This window comes from Marinicellulosiphila megalodicopiae (genome assembly GCF_045862395.1).
Lineage (GTDB): Bacteria > Pseudomonadota > Gammaproteobacteria > Pseudomonadales > Natronospirillaceae > Marinicellulosiphila > Marinicellulosiphila megalodicopiae.
Window position 1 is genome coordinate 2,322,222 of the sequence record NZ_AP023087.1, and the last position, 17,177, is coordinate 2,339,398.

The 17,177-nt window shown below is 35.1% G+C and carries 19 protein-coding genes; 7 read left to right on the top strand and 12 right to left on the bottom strand.

The genetic code is table 11. From position 1 onward, the window contains the following. The first annotated feature begins 147 nt into the window (after positions 1 to 147). The 4 genes from TYM08_RS09825 to TYM08_RS09840 are packed head-to-tail and all read left to right on the top strand — an operon-like array spanning position 148 to position 3,492. Positions 148 to 903 (top strand): flagellar basal body rod protein FlgF, encoded by a 756-nt coding sequence (locus tag TYM08_RS09825; RefSeq protein ID WP_422382797.1) that lies wholly within the window; start codon positions 148 to 150, stop codon positions 901 to 903. A gap of 14 nt (positions 904 to 917) precedes the next feature. Then, positions 918 to 1,703 carry a flagellar basal-body rod protein FlgG gene (gene flgG / locus TYM08_RS09830; RefSeq protein WP_422382798.1) on the top strand — a complete coding sequence of 262 codons (786 nt, stop codon included), beginning with the start codon at positions 918 to 920 and terminating at the stop codon, positions 1,701 to 1,703. A gap of 8 nt (positions 1,704 to 1,711) precedes the next feature. Then, a complete protein-coding gene (gene flgH / locus TYM08_RS09835) occupies positions 1,712 to 2,380 on the top strand; it encodes a flagellar basal body L-ring protein FlgH (RefSeq protein WP_422382799.1) in 669 nt (222 codons plus the stop codon). Positions 2,381 to 2,403: 23 nt separating this feature from the next. Beyond that, on the top strand, positions 2,404 to 3,492 hold the full coding sequence (locus TYM08_RS09840; RefSeq protein ID WP_422378977.1) for a flagellar basal body P-ring protein FlgI: 1,089 nt from the start codon (positions 2,404 to 2,406) through the stop codon (positions 3,490 to 3,492). 247 nt (positions 3,493 to 3,739) lie between these two features. On the opposite strand, the gene TYM08_RS09845 is transcribed toward TYM08_RS09840, so the two are convergent. The 6 genes from TYM08_RS09845 to TYM08_RS09870 form a co-directional block, all read right to left on the bottom strand. Further along, positions 3,740 to 4,141: a hypothetical protein gene (locus tag TYM08_RS09845; RefSeq protein ID WP_422378978.1), complete on the bottom strand. Its 402-nt coding sequence runs from the start codon at positions 4,139 to 4,141 to the stop codon at positions 3,740 to 3,742. Positions 4,142 to 4,443: 302 nt separating this feature from the next. Beyond that, positions 4,444 to 8,304, bottom strand: a complete 3,861-nt coding sequence (gene hrpA, locus TYM08_RS09850; protein ID WP_422378979.1) for an ATP-dependent RNA helicase HrpA — start codon at positions 8,302 to 8,304, stop codon at positions 4,444 to 4,446. An 8-nt stretch (positions 8,305 to 8,312) separates the two neighbouring features. Beyond that, positions 8,313 to 10,046, bottom strand: coding sequence for an ABC transporter substrate-binding protein (locus tag TYM08_RS09855; RefSeq protein ID WP_422378980.1), 1,734 nt, complete (start codon positions 10,044 to 10,046; stop codon positions 8,313 to 8,315). Positions 10,047 to 10,048: 2 nt separating this feature from the next. Continuing rightward, entirely contained in the window at positions 10,049 to 10,288 is a 240-nt protein-coding gene (locus tag TYM08_RS09860) for a hypothetical protein (protein WP_422378981.1), read from the bottom strand. Positions 10,289 to 10,337: 49 nt separating this feature from the next. Continuing rightward, a complete protein-coding gene (locus TYM08_RS09865) occupies positions 10,338 to 10,778 on the bottom strand; it encodes a hypothetical protein (protein WP_422378982.1) in 441 nt (146 codons plus the stop codon). A 1-nt stretch (position 10,779) separates the two neighbouring features. Next, positions 10,780 to 11,340, bottom strand: coding sequence for a YfaZ family outer membrane protein (locus TYM08_RS09870; protein WP_422378983.1), 561 nt, complete (start codon positions 11,338 to 11,340; stop codon positions 10,780 to 10,782). A gap of 371 nt (positions 11,341 to 11,711) precedes the next feature. Between TYM08_RS09870 and TYM08_RS09875 the strand changes: the two genes are divergently transcribed. The 3 genes from TYM08_RS09875 to TYM08_RS09885 all read left to right on the top strand — a co-directional run bounded on the left by TYM08_RS09875 (position 11,712) and on the right by TYM08_RS09885 (position 12,892). Then, a complete protein-coding gene (locus TYM08_RS09875) occupies positions 11,712 to 12,059 on the top strand; it encodes a DUF3135 domain-containing protein (RefSeq protein ID WP_422378984.1) in 348 nt (115 codons plus the stop codon). Positions 12,060 to 12,129: 70 nt separating this feature from the next. Beyond that, positions 12,130 to 12,663, top strand: coding sequence for an NUDIX hydrolase (locus tag TYM08_RS09880; RefSeq protein ID WP_422378985.1), 534 nt, complete (start codon positions 12,130 to 12,132; stop codon positions 12,661 to 12,663). 100 nt (positions 12,664 to 12,763) lie between these two features. Further along, positions 12,764 to 12,892: a hypothetical protein gene (locus TYM08_RS09885; RefSeq protein WP_422378986.1), complete on the top strand. Its 129-nt coding sequence runs from the start codon at positions 12,764 to 12,766 to the stop codon at positions 12,890 to 12,892. A 39-nt stretch (positions 12,893 to 12,931) separates the two neighbouring features. On the opposite strand, the gene TYM08_RS09890 is transcribed toward TYM08_RS09885, so the two are convergent. From TYM08_RS09890 to TYM08_RS09915, 6 genes are all read right to left on the bottom strand, one after another. After that, a complete protein-coding gene (locus tag TYM08_RS09890) occupies positions 12,932 to 13,681 on the bottom strand; it encodes an MlaA family lipoprotein (protein WP_422378987.1) in 750 nt (249 codons plus the stop codon). A 96-nt stretch (positions 13,682 to 13,777) separates the two neighbouring features. Then, entirely contained in the window at positions 13,778 to 14,227 is a 450-nt protein-coding gene (locus TYM08_RS09895) for a hypothetical protein (protein WP_422378988.1), read from the bottom strand. A gap of 255 nt (positions 14,228 to 14,482) precedes the next feature. Then, on the bottom strand, positions 14,483 to 14,962 hold the full coding sequence (locus tag TYM08_RS09900) for a chemotaxis protein CheW (protein ID WP_422378989.1): 480 nt from the start codon (positions 14,960 to 14,962) through the stop codon (positions 14,483 to 14,485). 86 nt (positions 14,963 to 15,048) lie between these two features. Continuing rightward, the gene (locus TYM08_RS09905) at positions 15,049 to 16,056 is read right to left on the bottom strand and encodes a chemotaxis protein CheW (protein WP_422378990.1); all 1,008 of its coding nucleotides are present in this window, start codon (positions 16,054 to 16,056) and stop codon (positions 15,049 to 15,051) included. Beyond that, positions 16,040 to 16,363 (bottom strand): hypothetical protein, encoded by a 324-nt coding sequence (locus TYM08_RS09910; RefSeq protein WP_422378991.1) that lies wholly within the window; start codon positions 16,361 to 16,363, stop codon positions 16,040 to 16,042. The genes TYM08_RS09905 and TYM08_RS09910 overlap by 17 nt, the downstream gene beginning before the upstream one ends. Beyond that, positions 16,353 to 17,138, bottom strand: coding sequence for a ParA family protein (locus tag TYM08_RS09915; protein WP_422378992.1), 786 nt, complete (start codon positions 17,136 to 17,138; stop codon positions 16,353 to 16,355). Before TYM08_RS09915 ends, TYM08_RS09910 begins: the two co-directional genes overlap by 11 nt. Between the last annotated feature and the right edge of the window lie 39 nt (positions 17,139 to 17,177).

The following is a 17,177-nucleotide window of genomic DNA, read 5'->3' on the forward strand; positions in this document are numbered from 1 at the left end:
GTTCCGCTTTCTTTTTTTAAGCATTCATGCATTACATTAATAAAAGACTGTAAGCATTTGATATAAAAGGAATTAATAAGTAAAAGTTAACATTGGCATTGCCATTGCACTTAATCAATCAGATGAATTAATTATGCTGAGGCAATTATGGATCGCGCAATATATATCGCAATGACTGGTGCTAAAAACAATATGATGTCCCAAACGGCACATTCGAATAATTTAGCCAATGCACAAACCACCGCGTTTAAATCGGATTGGGCTCAAGCTCGTTCAATGCCCGTTTTCGGTGAACACTTTCCTACTCGTGCTTATGCATTATCTGAACGCCCTGCTACAGATTTTAATGATGGACCCATGGTAAGTACTGGAAATGATTTAGATGTCGCAATTGGTGGTGATGGATTTTTTTCAGTGCTCACACCAGATGGCGAAGAAGTCTTAACTCGCCGAGGTGATTTTAGAGTCGATGTTACTGGAGCACTGATTAACGGTGAAGGCTTGCAGGTATTTGGTGAAGGTGGTCCGATTGTGTTACCTCCTTTTGAAAAAGTTGAAATTGCAAATGATGGTTCAATTTCCATAAGACCTCCAGGAAGCGGACCAAATGGATTGGTTGTCATTGACCAGTTAAAACTGTCCAATCCAGTTTATCAAGATCTAGCCAAAGGCACTGATGGATTATTTCGCTTTAGAGATGGCTCGCCAAGTGAAGGTCAACCCTTTGTTGCCGACCCTGCTTTGCAAGTTCGTTCTGGCTTTGTGGAGGGTTCGAACGTAAACGCCGTTAAAGAGCTCACTGAAATTTTATCATTATCTCGTCAATACGAAATTCAAGTAAAAATGATGAAAGCGGCCGAAGAAGTCTCTCAATCTGGTGAACAGATCTTACAACTTCAATAAACTAGGAGAACGTCATGCATAAGGCTCTTTGGGTAGGAAAAACAGGACTAGAAGCGCAAGACATAGCGCTTGCAACCATTTCTAACAACATGGCAAATGCCAGTACCACAGGTTATAAAAAAGACCGTGCGGTATTTGAAGATTTGATTTATCAAATTCAAAGACAACCCGGTGCACAATCATCACAAAACACCATTTTGCCATCTGGTTTGCAATTAGGTACGGGTGTTAGAACGGTTGGCACACAAAAAATCTTCACACAAGGAGATTTGCAAGTAACCGAACAACCTCTTGATTTGGCGGTAAACGGTCGTGGTTTCTTTCAAATAGCCATGCCCGACGGCAACATTGCATATACAAGAGACGGCACATTTCATATTAATAATGAAGGTACGATTGTTAACGCAAATGGTTATGCCCTAGAGCCTCAAATTGATGTGCCCGAACAAACTAAGACCATCACTATTGGTAAAGACGGCATCGTTACAATGGTGAGTGCAGGTGAAATTGATCCTGTTGAAGCAGGAGTAATAGAAACCGTTGATTTTGTGAATCCAGCAGGATTACAGTCTTTGGGTAATAATCTATTTTTAGCAACCGTTGCAAGTGGTGAAGCTCAAGCAGGTACACCAAGTTTGGACGGATTTGGATCAATTATTCAAGGGGCTTTGGAGAATTCAAACATTAAAATCGTAGAAGAAATGGTAGATATGATTTCAACCCAACGAGCTTATGAAATGAATTCTAAAGTCGTTTCGACTGCAGACAGTATGTTGCAGTTCATTACGCAGAATCTATAGGAGTGGTTATGAATACTTTAAAATCATTCGCATTTATTGGTGTAGTTGTTTCAAGTTGCCAAACCATGCCAAGCCAAAAAGTTGTACCTGATGACCCTAATTTTGCACCAGTGCCGTCTCAATCATTAACACCGCCGCCAGCTATGCAAGGGTCTATCTATTCATCATCTTCCTCTGTGCAGTTGTTTTCAGATAAAAATGCAAGGCGTGTTGGCGATATCATCACAGTAATGTTGGATGAGAAAACCACTTCAAAAAAATCATCCAATGCAAATAGCAAAAAATCCAGCTCAACTGCATTCACTGCCCCTACAATTGGCGGAACGTTAATTCCTGAATTATCAGCCAATATCAGTAATGATCGAAATTTTTCAGGATCTGGTGGCGCTGGTCAGTCGAATCAAATGAGTGGTGTTATCACTGTCACCATTGCTGAAGTGCTTCCCAATGGCGTCTTAATTGTAAGGGGTGAAAAATGGATTACGCTCAATAATGGCGATGAATACATTCGATTAAGTGGCATGTTACGCCCTGAAGACATTGATGTTGAAAATTCCGTTTCGTCTCAAAAACTGGCAGATGCTCGAATCACATATTCAGGGACTGGAGATTTAGCAAACTCAAATCGACAGGGTTGGTTTTCAAAATTCTTAAACAGTCAATATTGGCCGTTTTAATTAATATTTAATTAGGAATCATCATGAAACAGTTAAGTTTAATATTTATTTTATTATTCATTTGCACTCAAACCTTCGCACTTCGCATTAAAGATATGAGCAGTGTTCAAGGAGTACGTGAGAATCAATTAATTGGATATGGATTGGTAGTGGGTTTAGATGGTACAGGAGATAAAGCGCCCTTTACCAACCAAACATTTAACAACATGATGAAGCAATTTGGTATCACCGTTCCAGCTGGAACGGATCCAAAACTAAAAAATGTCGCCGCAGTGGCAGTGCATGCTACTCTGCCCGCGTTTGCAAAACCCGGTCAAAAAATCGATATTACAGCTTCAAGTATTGGCAATGCTAAATCTTTAAGGGGGGGTACATTGTTGATGACACCACTTAAAGGCATAGATGGAAAAATATACGGATTAGCTCAAGGCAGTTTAGTTGTAGGTGGTTTTGGAGCAGACGGTGCAGATGGGTCGAGTATTAAAGTTAATGTTCAAGTAGTTGGACGAATCCCTAATGGAGCAAGTGTTGAACGTACCGTTAGCAATAGTTTTAACGAAGGTGATCATTTAACGTTTAATTTAACGCGCCCTGATTTTACCACCGCCACGCATATGGCAAAAACCATCAATGATTTATTCGGTCAAGGTGCAGCATACGCTATGGATGCAAGTTCAATTCGCGTAACAGCCCCAAGAGATGCCAACCAACGGGTTTCATTTCTTTCAATTGTTGAAAATTTAGAAGTGGTACCTGGTAACGAGGCAGCAAAAATAGTCATAAATTCCAGAACTGGAACAATAGTCATTGGACAAAATGTAAGAGTGCATCCTGTAGCTGTTACCCATGGTTCCTTAACCGTTTCAATTAAAAATACTTTAGATGTCAGCCAGCCAGATGGACTAAGTGACGGCCAAACCGCTGTAATTCCAGATACTGAAATCAATATTGATCAAGAAAACAACAAAATGTTTATCATGGGTCCTGCAGTTACACTAGATGACATCGTCACAGCAGTAAATGAAATTGGAGCTGCCCCAGGTGATTTAATGGCAATTTTAGAGGCATTAAAGCAAGCTGGCGCATTAGAAGCGGATATCGTTGTAATTTAAATAAATCACAAAAATGAAACCAAGGGTCAGATCCAAATTCGAATAATTTAAAGTTACTTGCGAATTAAAAGATTAGGGGGCGGATCCTTTTTTATTTTAAACCCGGAGGGAATAAAATCTTTCACTGGCTGAATTTTTATTACCGGGCACTTAGAGGAGGTTTATAAAGAAAAATAGATATAAGAGAAAATATAAAAAACAAAGATAAGTTAATAACAATAGAAAAGTTAGAAATGAAGTAGGAAAACTACATTTTTTTAGCTAATTCATTAAAGTCCCAATGTTTAAACAATCTATCTTCAATTCGAACTAAAGGTAAAAACTTATTATCTAATTCTAATAAAAAGTTAAATACTAACTCCAACTCAACATCTTGTTCAATCAATTCAAAATCAAAAATAATGGTCGCAATTTTAAGACTTTTAATTTTTACAGTTAAATCAAAAGCAGAAGATTGAAAATACGTTTTGCAAAAAACTTGAAGATTTTGGGCACTTGGAATGTTATCAGCAAATTGAATATTCCAGGTTCTTTGCCATTTATTTGCGCTTAAACGGCGCTTAGATGGAATAATTGAATCCATCTCTAACGGTTTGCACTGTGCCATCATAAAAAACCAACTTAAAACATTACTAGTTAATATGAACAATTTAATTACAATTTCAAGTAAATCGAATAAAACTTAACCAAACTGTGTCTCTGTTACATTTAGTATGGACAACAGATCACATTCTTGCCAGTTAGTTTATATACAATTAATAAAAAGTTGATGCTATCTTCATTGATTTTATATTCTTTTTCGATAAAAATACGATTGTAACTTTCTGTTTTCTTGATTTTTTAATTAAATTCAATACAAAACAATTACACCCTGAGTAAATTTATGTAGCATTTTTTATTTAACCACTTTCGGGTGAACTCACAGGATCCATCCCTATAAATATTTGATATTTATAGGGAATTTTGTTGTAGGATTTCTTCCCAACATCTATCCATTCTTTTTTGAGAAATTGGATATTGCGTTTTAATGGTTTGGGCAAATAATGAAATGCGATACTCTTCTAGCATCCATCTAAAGGTCTCAAGTTGCGGCAACACGCGCTGTTGTTCAACTAACTGTTCTTGCAATGTTTGAAACTGTTTCCAATAATTATTAAGTTGTTCAACCCAATATTGTTCTTTTGATGTAATGCCACTGTGGCGCGCTAAGCGCATTTCACAGGCCTTTAAGTAACGCGATAGTTGTTCAAAATGATCTATTGGCGTTTGCTGTATAAAGTTCGGATACACTAAATGGCTGATTTGCGTTTTAACATCTGAAAACACAAACGCCAATGCAAAGCTCATTTTGCCTTTTAAGGTTTTATTAATTGAGTGATGCAACTTCAAAATATCGTTTAACTGTTTCGCCAACGCTTGTGCTTGTTCATCTAAATGGTTTCGCACTTTCAATAACACGTCTTGATAAGACGACGCATTATAAGGAATGTCGTCTTTGTCCATATTGGCAGCACGTGCAATACTGGCCATAATTAAATCGTCATTTAGCTCTTTAGCCTGGCCAAATGGTGCAAAATACAGGGTCGTTTGCTTCCAATTTTTAAGGGCGTTTAAAATGGATTTATGCATCGAAATAGTATCGTGTTTTAATAATTGTAAAACCGATTGCTGATGCTGGTTGATTGCGTGGTATTGATCACCAAAATTTTGAATCTGCAATTGGCCTTTTTCAACCACTAATGACTGATAACGCTTAATTGAAATACCAGCATGTTTTACAGATATTTCTGGAATTACGGGCTTGTTAGGGAACGCAAAGGGCAAATTTTCAGTTTTTGTTTGTTTACTGACCGCGACTTTACTTTGATTAGTGACATGATGCTTAAACTTAGCAATTAATTCGTCTAGATCATTTCCCTTCTCTAATGTTTTACCCTTTTCATCGACCACATTGATAATGAAACGATGATGTTGTTCTAATTTTTCGGCTTGCCATTGGTCTGGATCAATCATAACCGCGGTTTTGTATCGAATTTTTTCACTCATTTGCGAGGTTAATGACTGGCTTTTGTCGGGGTTTGATTTAAGAAAATCATCGACAAAATTGGGTACAGGCACAAATAATTTACGCAGATTTTTAGGCAGTGACTTTATCAAAGCGATGCATTTTTCTTTAACCAAGCCCGGTACCATCCACTCTAAAGCCTGTCTGTTTAGCTGAGTTAACACAGCACTTGGCACTGTAATAGTAATGCCATCATTTTGTTGGCCAGGGCTAAATGCGTAAGCAAGGGGCAATGTCATTTGGTTAAATTGAAGATGATCTGGATAATCAAAATCCGTAATGCCATGTTCCGATTGAGCGGTAAGAATTTCAGGGGTTAATGTGATCAACTGTTCATTAGCGGCATCTTTTAGCCACTTATGAAAACTGATGCCGTTATTGATATCCTCTGGAATATGTTGATCATAAAAATCAAATAACCATTGATCGTCCACCAAAATATCGCGTTTTCGTGCTTTGGCTTCTAAGCCTTCAACCTGTTCAATTTGATTGATATTGTGTTTGATCAATTTTGAATTAGACTCGAACTGCTGCTCTACCAAACCCTGCCTTATAAAGATTTCACGGCTGATTTTGGCATCAATTCGGTTATATTGTACTTTTCTGTTGGCCACAATAATCAATCCAAATAACGTCATTTTGGCTGAAGCGACCACTTGAGACTGCTTTTTAGACCAATGCGGTTCGCTATATTGTGTGTTGATCAAATGCTGAGCTAATGGCTCAATCCATTTAGGATCAATTTTGGCAACCAGGCGAGCATATAATTGATTCGTTTCTAATAATTGACCAGACATAATCCATTTATGATTACGTTTTTTAGTTAATGTCGACGGATGAATCAAACACTGTCTGTTTCTTGCGGCCATAAATTGGTTTTTTTCATAAAACATGGCGCATTGAGACAAATAGCCGGTTAATAACGATTGATGAATCGTATCGTAATTCGAATTATTCTCGTTCATTTTCCAATTTAATGATTTAAAACTACTCACCAATTGATGATGAATGTCTCGCCACTCACGCATTCTTAAATAATGCAGAAAATGCTTTTTACAATATTTGCGTAAATTATTTTGGGATAATTCTTGGCGCTGTGTTTCAAATCGATTCCACAGATTCACGAACGAAATAAAGTCAGAGTCATTATCCGCATCTAGCATGTGTGCTTGTTTCGACGCTTCTTTTTTCTCTTGGGGAAATTCTCTTGGATCTTGAATCGACAAGCCTGCCACAATAATACTGACTTCTCTTAAGCAATTGTTTTGTTGAGCTTGAATCAATACTCTTGCTAATCTCGGGTCGATGGGTAATTTACTTAACATCTGCCCTATTTTGGTTACTTTACGTGATTTGGTCACGGCACCTAATTCAAATAACAACCGATAACCATCGCTAATTAATTTATGGTCCGGTGCTTGTAAGAAATCAAATTCTTCGATGTCACCTAAACGTAAATGATGGGTTTGTAAAATAACCGCCGCTAAGTTGGTTCGAAGAATTTCCGGTTCTGTAAATTCGTCACGCTGTAAAAAGGACGCTTCATCGTATAACCGAATACATAAACCCGGTGCAATACGACCACAACGACCTGAGCGTTGATTTGCACTGGCTTGGGAGATATCTTCAATAGGCAGTTGCTGTACTTTACTGCGAATGGAATAACGCGACATTCTGGCCAAACCAGAGTCAATAACGTAATGAATGCCAGGAACCGTAAGCGAAGTTTCAGCTACATTGGTTGCTAATACTATTCGTCTTGATCCATTAGGTTTGAATATTTTTTGTTGTTCCCCCGTACTTAAACGGGCATATAGTGGCAAAATATCCATCCCTTTTATTTGGGATTTGCGCAGTATTTCGCTGGCTTCACGAATTTCACGCTCACCTGGCAAAAACACCAAAAAGCTTCCACCTCGCTGATGAGTTTGCCCTTGCTTTTCTTTTTCTAAAACATACTCAACCGCGCTTAAAATTTGATCAGATACATTGCCATCAAAATGATCGCAATAATCAATATCCACAGGAAAGCTACGGCCAGAGACTTCAACGATAGGTGCACGATTAAAGTGTTCTGAAAAGCGTTGAACATCAATGGTGGCAGAGGTAATGATCACTTTTAAGTCTTTGCGTTTTGCTAAAACACGCTTTAGAAAACCCAAAATAAAATCAATATTTAAGCTACGTTCATGGGCTTCATCAATGATCAAACAGTCGTATTGATTTAAAAAACGATCGTATTGAAACTCGCTTAATAAAATACCGTCAGTCATTAATTTAACTAATGTGTGCTCATCGGTTTTGTCCGAAAAACGCACTTGGGACCCAACTTGCTGGCCAAATTCTACCCCCATTTCTTCACATAAACGCAATGCCACATTGTGAGCGGCGATTCGTCTAGGCTGGGTATGCCCTATTCGGCCTTTTATTCCAAGGCCTGCTTCTAAACACATTTTAGGAAGTTGAGTGGTTTTACCAGAGCCGGTTTCACCTGCAATGATCACGACTTGATTATTTTTGATTAGCTCAATAATTTCATCTTTTCGACCGCTAACGGGTAAATCTTCGTTATAGGTGATGTCAGGCACATTATTTTGCTTTTGCTCGACGGCTTTTAATGATTTTTCAAAGCGATCAACAAAATTCTGATTGGGCTCTTTTAGCTTTTTTGCTTGCTGCGTTAACCAAAATTGATCTTGAATTAAGCAACGTGAAATGGCTTTTTCTAACTGATTATCTAATATCATAAAACTTTTTAGCGTTCGATTCGGTAGCGAGGGCGTGTTTTCAAAGAGAGATTAAGCACGTGAATAGCACGCTCTGGGTAGCCCATTTGGACTGAAGGACGAATAAAGGGATTGGCTTGATTGGCCCAACCCTCAAAATAAAAATCGTTATATTGGTAGCTTTTGGCGTTTGAAAACAGATTAATGGTTGGTAATTGTTCAGAAACTAATGATTGAATTTTTGATAAAATCTTACTTTGTTCTGATGGAGTTTTGATACCATGATATTGCTCTATCAAATCATACAATGGTTGCAAGCTGTTTTGTACAACGACTAATGATATGGGTTTAGTGCTGTTTTGTTGAGTTTTAACATAATGTTCAATTGAGCTTAAATCCACAATATCTTCATCAAAACCCTGAATATAAGCAGGATATTTGCCTAAAGCAACTGACTCAATCCATTGAGTTTGAGTGGCTGATTGAATACGCACATTTAACCCAATATCTTGTAAATCTTCAACAACTGCAATCAGCACATTAACTAAATCAGTTCGCTCTGATGAAATTGAAATATAAAATGCTAATCTTGTTCCGTCTGGATTTTCTCGAAACCCATCGCCATTTGAGTCAATAAATCCAGATTGAGTCAGCAATTGCGCGGCCTGTTTTTGATTATATTGAAATAAGTAATCGAATTTACCTAAATTAGCATTATCTTTATCGTTACTAAATACCCCTAAAGATTGTTGATTTACATTTGAAGAACTTATGCTTAATTGGGATACTTTTAATAAATAATCTCTATCAATCGCCATACTCATTGCTTGTCTAAATTCTAAAATATCGAATGGATGGGTGTTGGTGTCCAAAACAATGGAAGTTTGCCCCGTAGGAAAAAACCAAAATTTATTATTTTGATTTTTTTGTACAAAATTTCGATCTATATCAGCAATGACAGCATTCATCCAATCAATTTTCCCACTTGCAGCTTGAGTAACCGCTTGTTCGTGATTTTTGATTTGTGGAAATTGCATGCAATCAATATAGGGTTTACCCTCTTCCCAGTAATAAGTATTACGGCATAATTGGAACTTGTTTTTATTGAAATTTTTCACTTCTGTAAACGGACCAGTTCCAACGGGTTTTCGGTTGCTAAATTGGTGTGGGTGCACCATTTTTTTCCAGATATGTTCTGGAAGAATATACATTTTTCCAATACGCTGATGAGCTAAGTGATCGGGTTTAGCAAACAAAAATTTAACTTCTAAATCGTTTACTTTAATTACATCTAACAGATTACCTGTTTGAGTTAACTCATCAAACCAATCGATTGATTGAGACAATTCAGGATGCGCTTTTAACATATTCGCAGTAAAAACTACGTCATCTGCATCAAAAGGCTCACCATCAGAAAATTTAACTTTTTGGCGTAATTTAAATGTTAATTCTTGATAATTTTCAGACCAATAATAATGCGTGGCTAACCTTGGGAAATTACTCTCAGGATTTAAAGGGTTAAAAATCCATAATGGTTCATATATAAAATCTCTCGCATAATGAGCACCGGATCTTAATTCGTAGGGGTTGAAGTTATATTGATGTTGGTCGGAATAAAAAGGAACGGCAGTGAGTATTCCACCACGGATCATTTCTTTACTAAACGATGAATGTACTAATAAAAAAAAACCAACCAATGTACTTACGACAAAACGTAAATACAGGTTAATTATGGTTGAATACCTCTGTGAGAAAATAAACATAACTAATGAACAAAATCACTTTCATTATGCATAGTTTGTTCTAAATATTCCTGCTCTTGTATATTTGCCAAGGTTTCCATGCCACTGTTTAACATGGCTTTAGCTACTTCAATGTATTGTTCATTAATTTGGCTATCTTGTTGAGGGAATTTAACCACCATTAATGGCTCTTTATTCCCCTGTGCTTCGCGTAAAGCAATTTCACCTGACTCTAGTTGTACAATTTCCCAAACATCACTCATAATTTTACCTTATGGATTGGATTTTATTATTGTCTCATTAAACAATGAACTACTGCTGAACACTTAACTCTCGAATTGATTGAATCAAATTGATCAATTCATTTAATATTTCTTGCTCTGTATTGAATGTCTTAAAAATAGCATCCTCATTAAAATGGCTTGGAACAACTAACTGAAAATTTAGTATTTTTTTAAAAAAGTTTTCTTCACCTGATAAAATCAATTCATTTAATATTGCTAACTCAGCTATACCATCTGTTTGATTAGTTAATCCATTAATTTTTTCAATGACCGATTGATCAAATTCCAACACATTTAACTCATACGTTCTGCCGATTTCCGAAACTAGCGCATGGATGACTAACTTAAATTGCGCAAATAAACATTGCTTCACTAAAGATTCATCAAGTGGTAAAGACGAATTCGAGTAATGTGTTAATAATTGCTTGGCATAATGCAATTGAGCATTTGTTATGGATGCAGGATTCATATTAATAATTTAATCTAAAACCGACATTAAAACTATTATCGATATCCTGCACACCAACTTCTGTATCATTGAAAGTGGCAGAAATATGGTTATATCCGACAAATACTCTCGCTCGATTATGGATTTGATAATTTACACGAGCAACCAACTCATGCATGGATTTAGTTTTATTAAATGTCATGATATTAGGCGAATAGTAAAACAGCCCTTCCACACAAAATCCAGATAATGTAGTGGGTCTATAACGGAAGAAACCACCAAGGCCTACTGAAAATGCAGATTCTTCAATTTGGTAAATATAGCCTTTTACGCCAATTGCTCCAATTAACTCTCTATTTAAACTGGTTTGATCAACTACATTAAATGAAGAGGAAACTAAATAGGTATTATCAGGTTTATTGTAAATCCCACCCACAGTAAAATGAATTTCACTATCGACTCGAATTGCATCATGCTCAAAACGTACAGCATCTTTTGACACACTTAAATCAATGCTGCCTCCAGCAATACTTAATGTAGGCACACATAACAGTACTAAATATATTATTTTATTTTTTAACATAGTTGCTCTCAAGTCACTCTCCATTCCAACTTGCCATTTTAGCCTCATTATGCAATTTATGTCACCAATACATTGGTTTTATGTGACTAAAATTTGTCATTTTCCTAAATTTTCACTTACAACTGTAAAGTTTTGTTTAATTTTACCCATATAAAAATTAGACTATGACAAGAATTAATCAAATTAACTCTTTGTTTTTTAAGAAAAAACTGAGTTTTTACACTTAAAGAATAGAGTTTTGAAATTACAAAAGTACACATAAAACTACCTAGTTAAGCAAGACTTATAGCTTACATTTGATATTATGCAAACCATCTTATTAACTGTTTATTTATAAAAACAAATTTTTAATTATACTTTGAGAGGTTTTTATGCAACGTGATTTACCAGATTTTGATACATTAATGGCTATGGCTAAAGACGCTCCGGAACAATTAGAAGCATTGCGTAAAAGTATGATTGATGAAGTAATTAGTGATGCAAGTCCTAAACACCAACCCCGTTTAAAAGGCTTACAATTCACTTTAGATATGGAAATTCAACGTGCGCCAAACTCGTTAATTAGCTGTATGAAAATTTCAAAAATGATGCACAATTCAATGAATCGATTACGTACGTTTTTTGATGAAAATGGCGAAATTCAAGATTCTCGTGATATTTCAACTTCACGAGCGGATATTATTTGTTTTGAAAACTCTAAAGGTAAATTGAGAGCTTAATAAAATCCATTTGACCCATACAGCCTTAAGCAGTATCTTTTGCAGAAATACTCTATAAGGCTAATTTATTATGAATTTTTGCAGTCAATGTGGCGGAAAAATTTCATTTATTATTCCTGCTGATGATAATCGCCCTCGTCATGTTTGTAACGAATGCGAAACTATTTTCTACCAAAATCCTCGTTTAATCGTATGCAGCATCCCAATTTACCAAAATAAAATATTACTATGTCGCAGAGGTATTGAACCAAGACTTGGTTTATGGACTTTACCTGGTGGATTTATGGAAAATGGAGAAACTTGCGAGCAAGCAGCATTACGAGAAAGTGAAGAAGAAGCGAAAATTGATATTAAGCTTGAGAAATTGGCAAGTATCGTATGTATTCCAAATTTTGATCAGGTTCATTTATTTTATTTGGCTAAATTACATAGCCCAAAATGGGAATTAACACCAGAAAGTACAGAAATACAGTTGTTTGAAATTGACAATATTCCTTGGGACAACTTAGCATTCAAAACAGTGAAACAGTGTTTACAACATATAGAGCGACACCAAGACAACTTACTTGCAATGCCATTACTTGAAAGCAGCATCCAAACCTAACCCTAAATTGCTCGGAAACTATTCCTTTTGGAATATAGGATAATTTAAATTAAGCCGTTATATTAATATTCAAATAATTGAATAAATATGAAGGTATATTATGTTTTTAGATGAAGTGATCGTTTCAGGCATTGTGATTGTAGCAGCAATCATTGGCTTAAGTGCTTACGTTATTGCGTATGCATACAAGCATATCAAACAAGATATAAAAGACCACCCTGGTGAGTAACATTTAAATCAAACGCCTAAATTGATTAGGCGTTTGATTTTAAAAATCTAAATCCAGCTCCTCTTCATCAACAAATCCTTCAGAAGACTCACCAGTATTTCCACCAATAAACGCATCTTCTACATTTCCATCTCTTACATCAAACTCGCGTAATTGAATGGTTAATTCCCTCATTGCAACATATCGATCACCAGTTAACATAGACTCCACAGCCAATAAATCTGCACGGACATCAATATATTTAATTGCTGTGAGAGTATTTCGCTGTAATGGTGAAAGTTCGAATAAATTTAATGGACTTAGTTGTGAGTCAACATAAAAATCGACTGGCATACTTGCAAAATCACGAACATTTGATGGGCCTAATATGGGAATCATCACATAGGGACCGGATTTAACGCCCCAGTGACCAAGTGTTTGTCCAAAATCTTCCCTATGCTTTTCTAGCCCCATACGAGTTGCTACATCAAACAAACCACCAATCCCAATCGTTGAATTAATTGTTAATCGTAAAGTGCTCGTTCCTGCGTGTTTGAATTTTAATTGGAGCAAGGAATTGGGAATATTTTTGACTTCAGAAAGATTTGAGAAAAAATTACTCACACCTTTATCAACTGGCTCTGGAGTAATCCATTGATAACTTTTGGCAATGGGTTTAAGTAATGCTTTATCAACGGCTTCATTAAATCCGAAAATTTTTCTATTTACAGGCTCCCAAGGATCCTGTTCAGATTTTGCGTATGTTAATAAAGGAAATAGGATCAATATCCATAATGCTACATATTTCAAGTTTATGCCCTTAATGTAATTTTAAAGCACTTTAGCATTTTTCATAATCATTAGTAAATCGCAACTTTTAATAATCAAAAAGTACGGATTTATTACTTAATGATTATGCATTGATTGAATCAGCTGCACTTCGGCAAAGGAAAATCCTAGTGATTGGGATATTTTCTGATTATTTGCCCCTTCTTCACTTAGTTGATGTGCCAATTCTATTTTTTTTGATGGCAGTTCATCTTTTAAAAATGCAGCATGACTTAAATTCACTTGGTCATTATATGATTTTTTAAAATTTGGAGACTGGTGTGTTTTTTCAACTTTGGGTTTTGCTTTTTGAAATTGCATTTTCAATAACTTTTTACCTACGCCAATAGCCCCTTGATTTACGATAAAAATTTCTTGTTTTAAAACTTCAAGTTGATCATTGGTCAATTGAATCAATTGTTTTTGCCGTCTATTACTTTGCCAAAGTATTAATAAAGCAATAACTGTTACAAATAACAGTGCATATGTAACAATTTGATCCGTACTATAAACGTTTAATAAAGACATAAAGATTCCCGGTTTTCTTCTGATTTATTATTATTGGTTTGCAAAGGATATGCCTAGTTTTTATAAATTTTCTCTAAAGTTATTAAATTCATTCAATACAGGTACTCAGAATTCTTTGAGCAAACTAACTTACATTTCAAGCCAGTACTGCGCTGTATAGCGGTTAATTAGTATATTGAATGTTTTTTATAAAAAGAATGTGGGTTTTTAATCCATCCACATTCTTTCTTATCAACTTACTTTTTGGACTTGATATTAAATATTAGCAACATCTGACCATTCCACATCAGAAAGCAGCTTCTCTAATTCGACCAGAATTAATAATTCGTCGTTTTTATGACAGACTCCTTGAATAAATTTGGCGCTTTCATCATTTCCAACATTTGGTGCTAATTCAATTTCTGATTGGCGTAAATAAACAACTTCAGCAACAGCATCCACTAATATGCCAACAACTTGTTCATCGGTTTCAATGATTACAATTCGTGTGTTATCGCTAAGTTCTTGACTTGGTAATCCAAATCGCTCGCGTGTGTCAATAACAGTGACAACATTACCACGTAAATTAATAATGCCCATTACATAATTGGGCGCTCCTGGAACTGGAGCAATTTCGGTATAACGCAACACTTCTTGAACTTGCATAACATTAATGCCATACGTTTCATTATCTAATCGGAACGTAACCCATTGCAAAATTGGATCTTCAGAGCCTTTTACTGCTTGTGTACTCATACTGTTTCCTCAAACATTACATACTTTTTTAACTATAGATCATTTAATCCATAATGCTTAGGAAGGTGATGATTTATAATTAAAAATTAGGAAATCTTTTTTAATAAATTGGTTACATTTACTAACATACACATTTTTTCTTTAATTGTGCCTGCTATCAACTGTTCATTTGAATGTTGCCGCCATTGTATATTTTCGTTCTTTACATTAATTGAACCAACAATTTGATCACAGGTTAACGCCCATTTTGTACCGTAAACATTAATACTAAATTTTGGTTGATGGTTAATTAAGTGCAATTTCTCTTTTTGTTGTTCGCTAAATAATAAATCCTGAGTATCAATCAGATTATATCGACGTTTTTCATCTATGTGTTGAACACCTAAAAACCACTTTGGTTTGCCTGGTAATTGTGTTGGCGCTTCGATAATTTGATTAATGGTGCCAAGTGCGACCATAGGCAATGCAACCAACAAAGTTCCAATTTTAATTAATACGCAATCAAAGGTATTTAATTTTTTTAAATCCTCTTGTATTAAAGATTTATCTTTTGATTCTTCGTGATTTAAATTTGATTCTTCATGAATCGAGAATTCTTCGTTGGTTGCATCAAATTTTGCATTAGTTTTTGGAATAACTTTTTCTAAAGTTTTTACATGGATATTAATCGCTGAATTAGAATGATAATTTTTATTTTGTATTCTAACTTCAGGGGTTACTACTTTAGAAGTAAGATCTAGTTCAATATTTTTTAATGAAGAAATAAGTAAAGAGTGAGAGTAAGATTCGTTATATTGATATGAAGTAGGTTTATATTTTTCTGTTTTAAATAAAGTGCTGGTATCTTCATTTTCTATGCATTGTGCATTAAATTTCGACTTAACATTACTCTTTAGAACTGAATGTTTATCAACACAATCTTTTTTCTCATTTTTTATTTTTTCTTGAGTACTTTGAAAGGGTGTTTCAGAGTCAATATCTTTTGTTTCTATTTTTAATAATTGATCAATATATTCAAACATAACTAAATTCCCACCCAATCCAGAATGGTCTAGTTGCTTGCCAGTATTTGAATCTTCACGATTGTTCATCATGTACTTTATCAATTAAAAAGTAAGTTTCAATTTTGTTTAATATACTTTGATGAAGCTCAGTAGTAGGGTCAATAGAATAATTTAAATGTAAAAGTTGCAATCCATGGGTAAATGTAAATTTTTTTTCTATACAATCAACTTCAAGAGAATGTTCAATAGTACTAAAATTCTCATATACATTTGGTAACACGGAACTAGAAGGACAGCCTATTAAATCTTCAATATAACAACCAACAGGGTTATCAAACATTGATGTATTAGTTAACTGAGATTGAATTTTTGATGACAACAAAGTTTCAACTTGCATGACTTAACACTCCTTCTTTTAAAGTTTCAAGCAATTTTCTATAGGCTCTGGCACCTTTACTATCTGGATTAATTTGATTCACACAAACACCCAAAGCAGATGCGTCACGCAACGATGTATCAACTGGAATCGCGCTGTCCCATAAATTATTTTGATAGGTATTTTTTAACGATCGTAAAGATGAAGTAGAAGCATTCGTTCTTCTATCAAACATGGTGGGAACAACAATGTAATCCATTTTTTTATGTAACGATTGAGCAACCATTTTTAAGGTATGCACCATTCTTTCTAGCCCTTTAATAGCTAAAAATTCAGTTTGAACTGGTACTAGTAATTGTTGACAGGCTGCCAGTGAATTAATCATTAACAATCCTAAAACAGGTGGAGTATCGATTAAAACATAATCAAATTCATCCCAAAGTTGAGTTAAAGCTTTGGATATCACGAGTCCCATTCCATCTTGTTGAGATATATTTCTCTCTAACGTTGCCAGCGAAGTCGATGCTGGCATGATACTCATTCCAGAAATAGGCGTTGCTAAAATGGATTGTTTGATTAAGGAAATATTCAATTTTTTCGCATTCATAAACAAATTATAACTGCTATGAGCAATATGATCAGGATCCATTTTAAAATAACAAGTCAATGAACCTTGAGGATCTAAATCAATGATTAATACTTTATTACCTTGTTGTGCAAGCATTCCACCAAGGTTAACTACTGAAGTTGTTTTACCAACGCCACCTTTTTGATTAGCTACTGACCATATTCTCATGAACTTGCTCCAATTGGTAAAAGTTTGCCGCTAAAAAAT

Bases quoted from the DNA above. Each gene is read 5' to 3' on its own strand.
- TYM08_RS09825 (WP_422382797.1), top strand. From the start codon at position 148: ATGGATCGCGCAATATATATCGCAATGACTGGTGCTAAAAACAATATG.
- flgG (WP_422382798.1), top strand. From the start codon at position 918: ATGCATAAGGCTCTTTGGGTAGGAAAAACAGGACTAGAAGCGCAAGAC.
- flgH (WP_422382799.1), top strand. From the start codon at position 1,712: ATGAATACTTTAAAATCATTCGCATTTATTGGTGTAGTTGTTTCAAGT.
- TYM08_RS09840 (WP_422378977.1), top strand. From the start codon at position 2,404: ATGAAACAGTTAAGTTTAATATTTATTTTATTATTCATTTGCACTCAA.
- hrpA (WP_422378979.1), bottom strand. From the start codon at position 8,304: ATGATATTAGATAATCAGTTAGAAAAAGCCATTTCACGTTGCTTAATT.
- TYM08_RS09855 (WP_422378980.1), bottom strand. From the start codon at position 10,046: ATGTTTATTTTCTCACAGAGGTATTCAACCATAATTAACCTGTATTTA.
- TYM08_RS09860 (WP_422378981.1), bottom strand. From the start codon at position 10,288: ATGAGTGATGTTTGGGAAATTGTACAACTAGAGTCAGGTGAAATTGCT.
- TYM08_RS09865 (WP_422378982.1), bottom strand. From the start codon at position 10,778: ATGAATCCTGCATCCATAACAAATGCTCAATTGCATTATGCCAAGCAA.
- TYM08_RS09870 (WP_422378983.1), bottom strand. From the start codon at position 11,340: ATGTTAAAAAATAAAATAATATATTTAGTACTGTTATGTGTGCCTACA.
- TYM08_RS09875 (WP_422378984.1), top strand. From the start codon at position 11,712: ATGCAACGTGATTTACCAGATTTTGATACATTAATGGCTATGGCTAAA.
- TYM08_RS09880 (WP_422378985.1), top strand. From the start codon at position 12,130: ATGAATTTTTGCAGTCAATGTGGCGGAAAAATTTCATTTATTATTCCT.
- TYM08_RS09885 (WP_422378986.1), top strand. From the start codon at position 12,764: ATGTTTTTAGATGAAGTGATCGTTTCAGGCATTGTGATTGTAGCAGCA.
- TYM08_RS09895 (WP_422378988.1), bottom strand. From the start codon at position 14,227: ATGTCTTTATTAAACGTTTATAGTACGGATCAAATTGTTACATATGCA.
- TYM08_RS09900 (WP_422378989.1), bottom strand. From the start codon at position 14,962: ATGAGTACACAAGCAGTAAAAGGCTCTGAAGATCCAATTTTGCAATGG.
- TYM08_RS09905 (WP_422378990.1), bottom strand. From the start codon at position 16,056: ATGATGAACAATCGTGAAGATTCAAATACTGGCAAGCAACTAGACCAT.
- TYM08_RS09910 (WP_422378991.1), bottom strand. From the start codon at position 16,363: ATGCAAGTTGAAACTTTGTTGTCATCAAAAATTCAATCTCAGTTAACT.
- TYM08_RS09915 (WP_422378992.1), bottom strand. From the start codon at position 17,138: ATGAGAATATGGTCAGTAGCTAATCAAAAAGGTGGCGTTGGTAAAACA.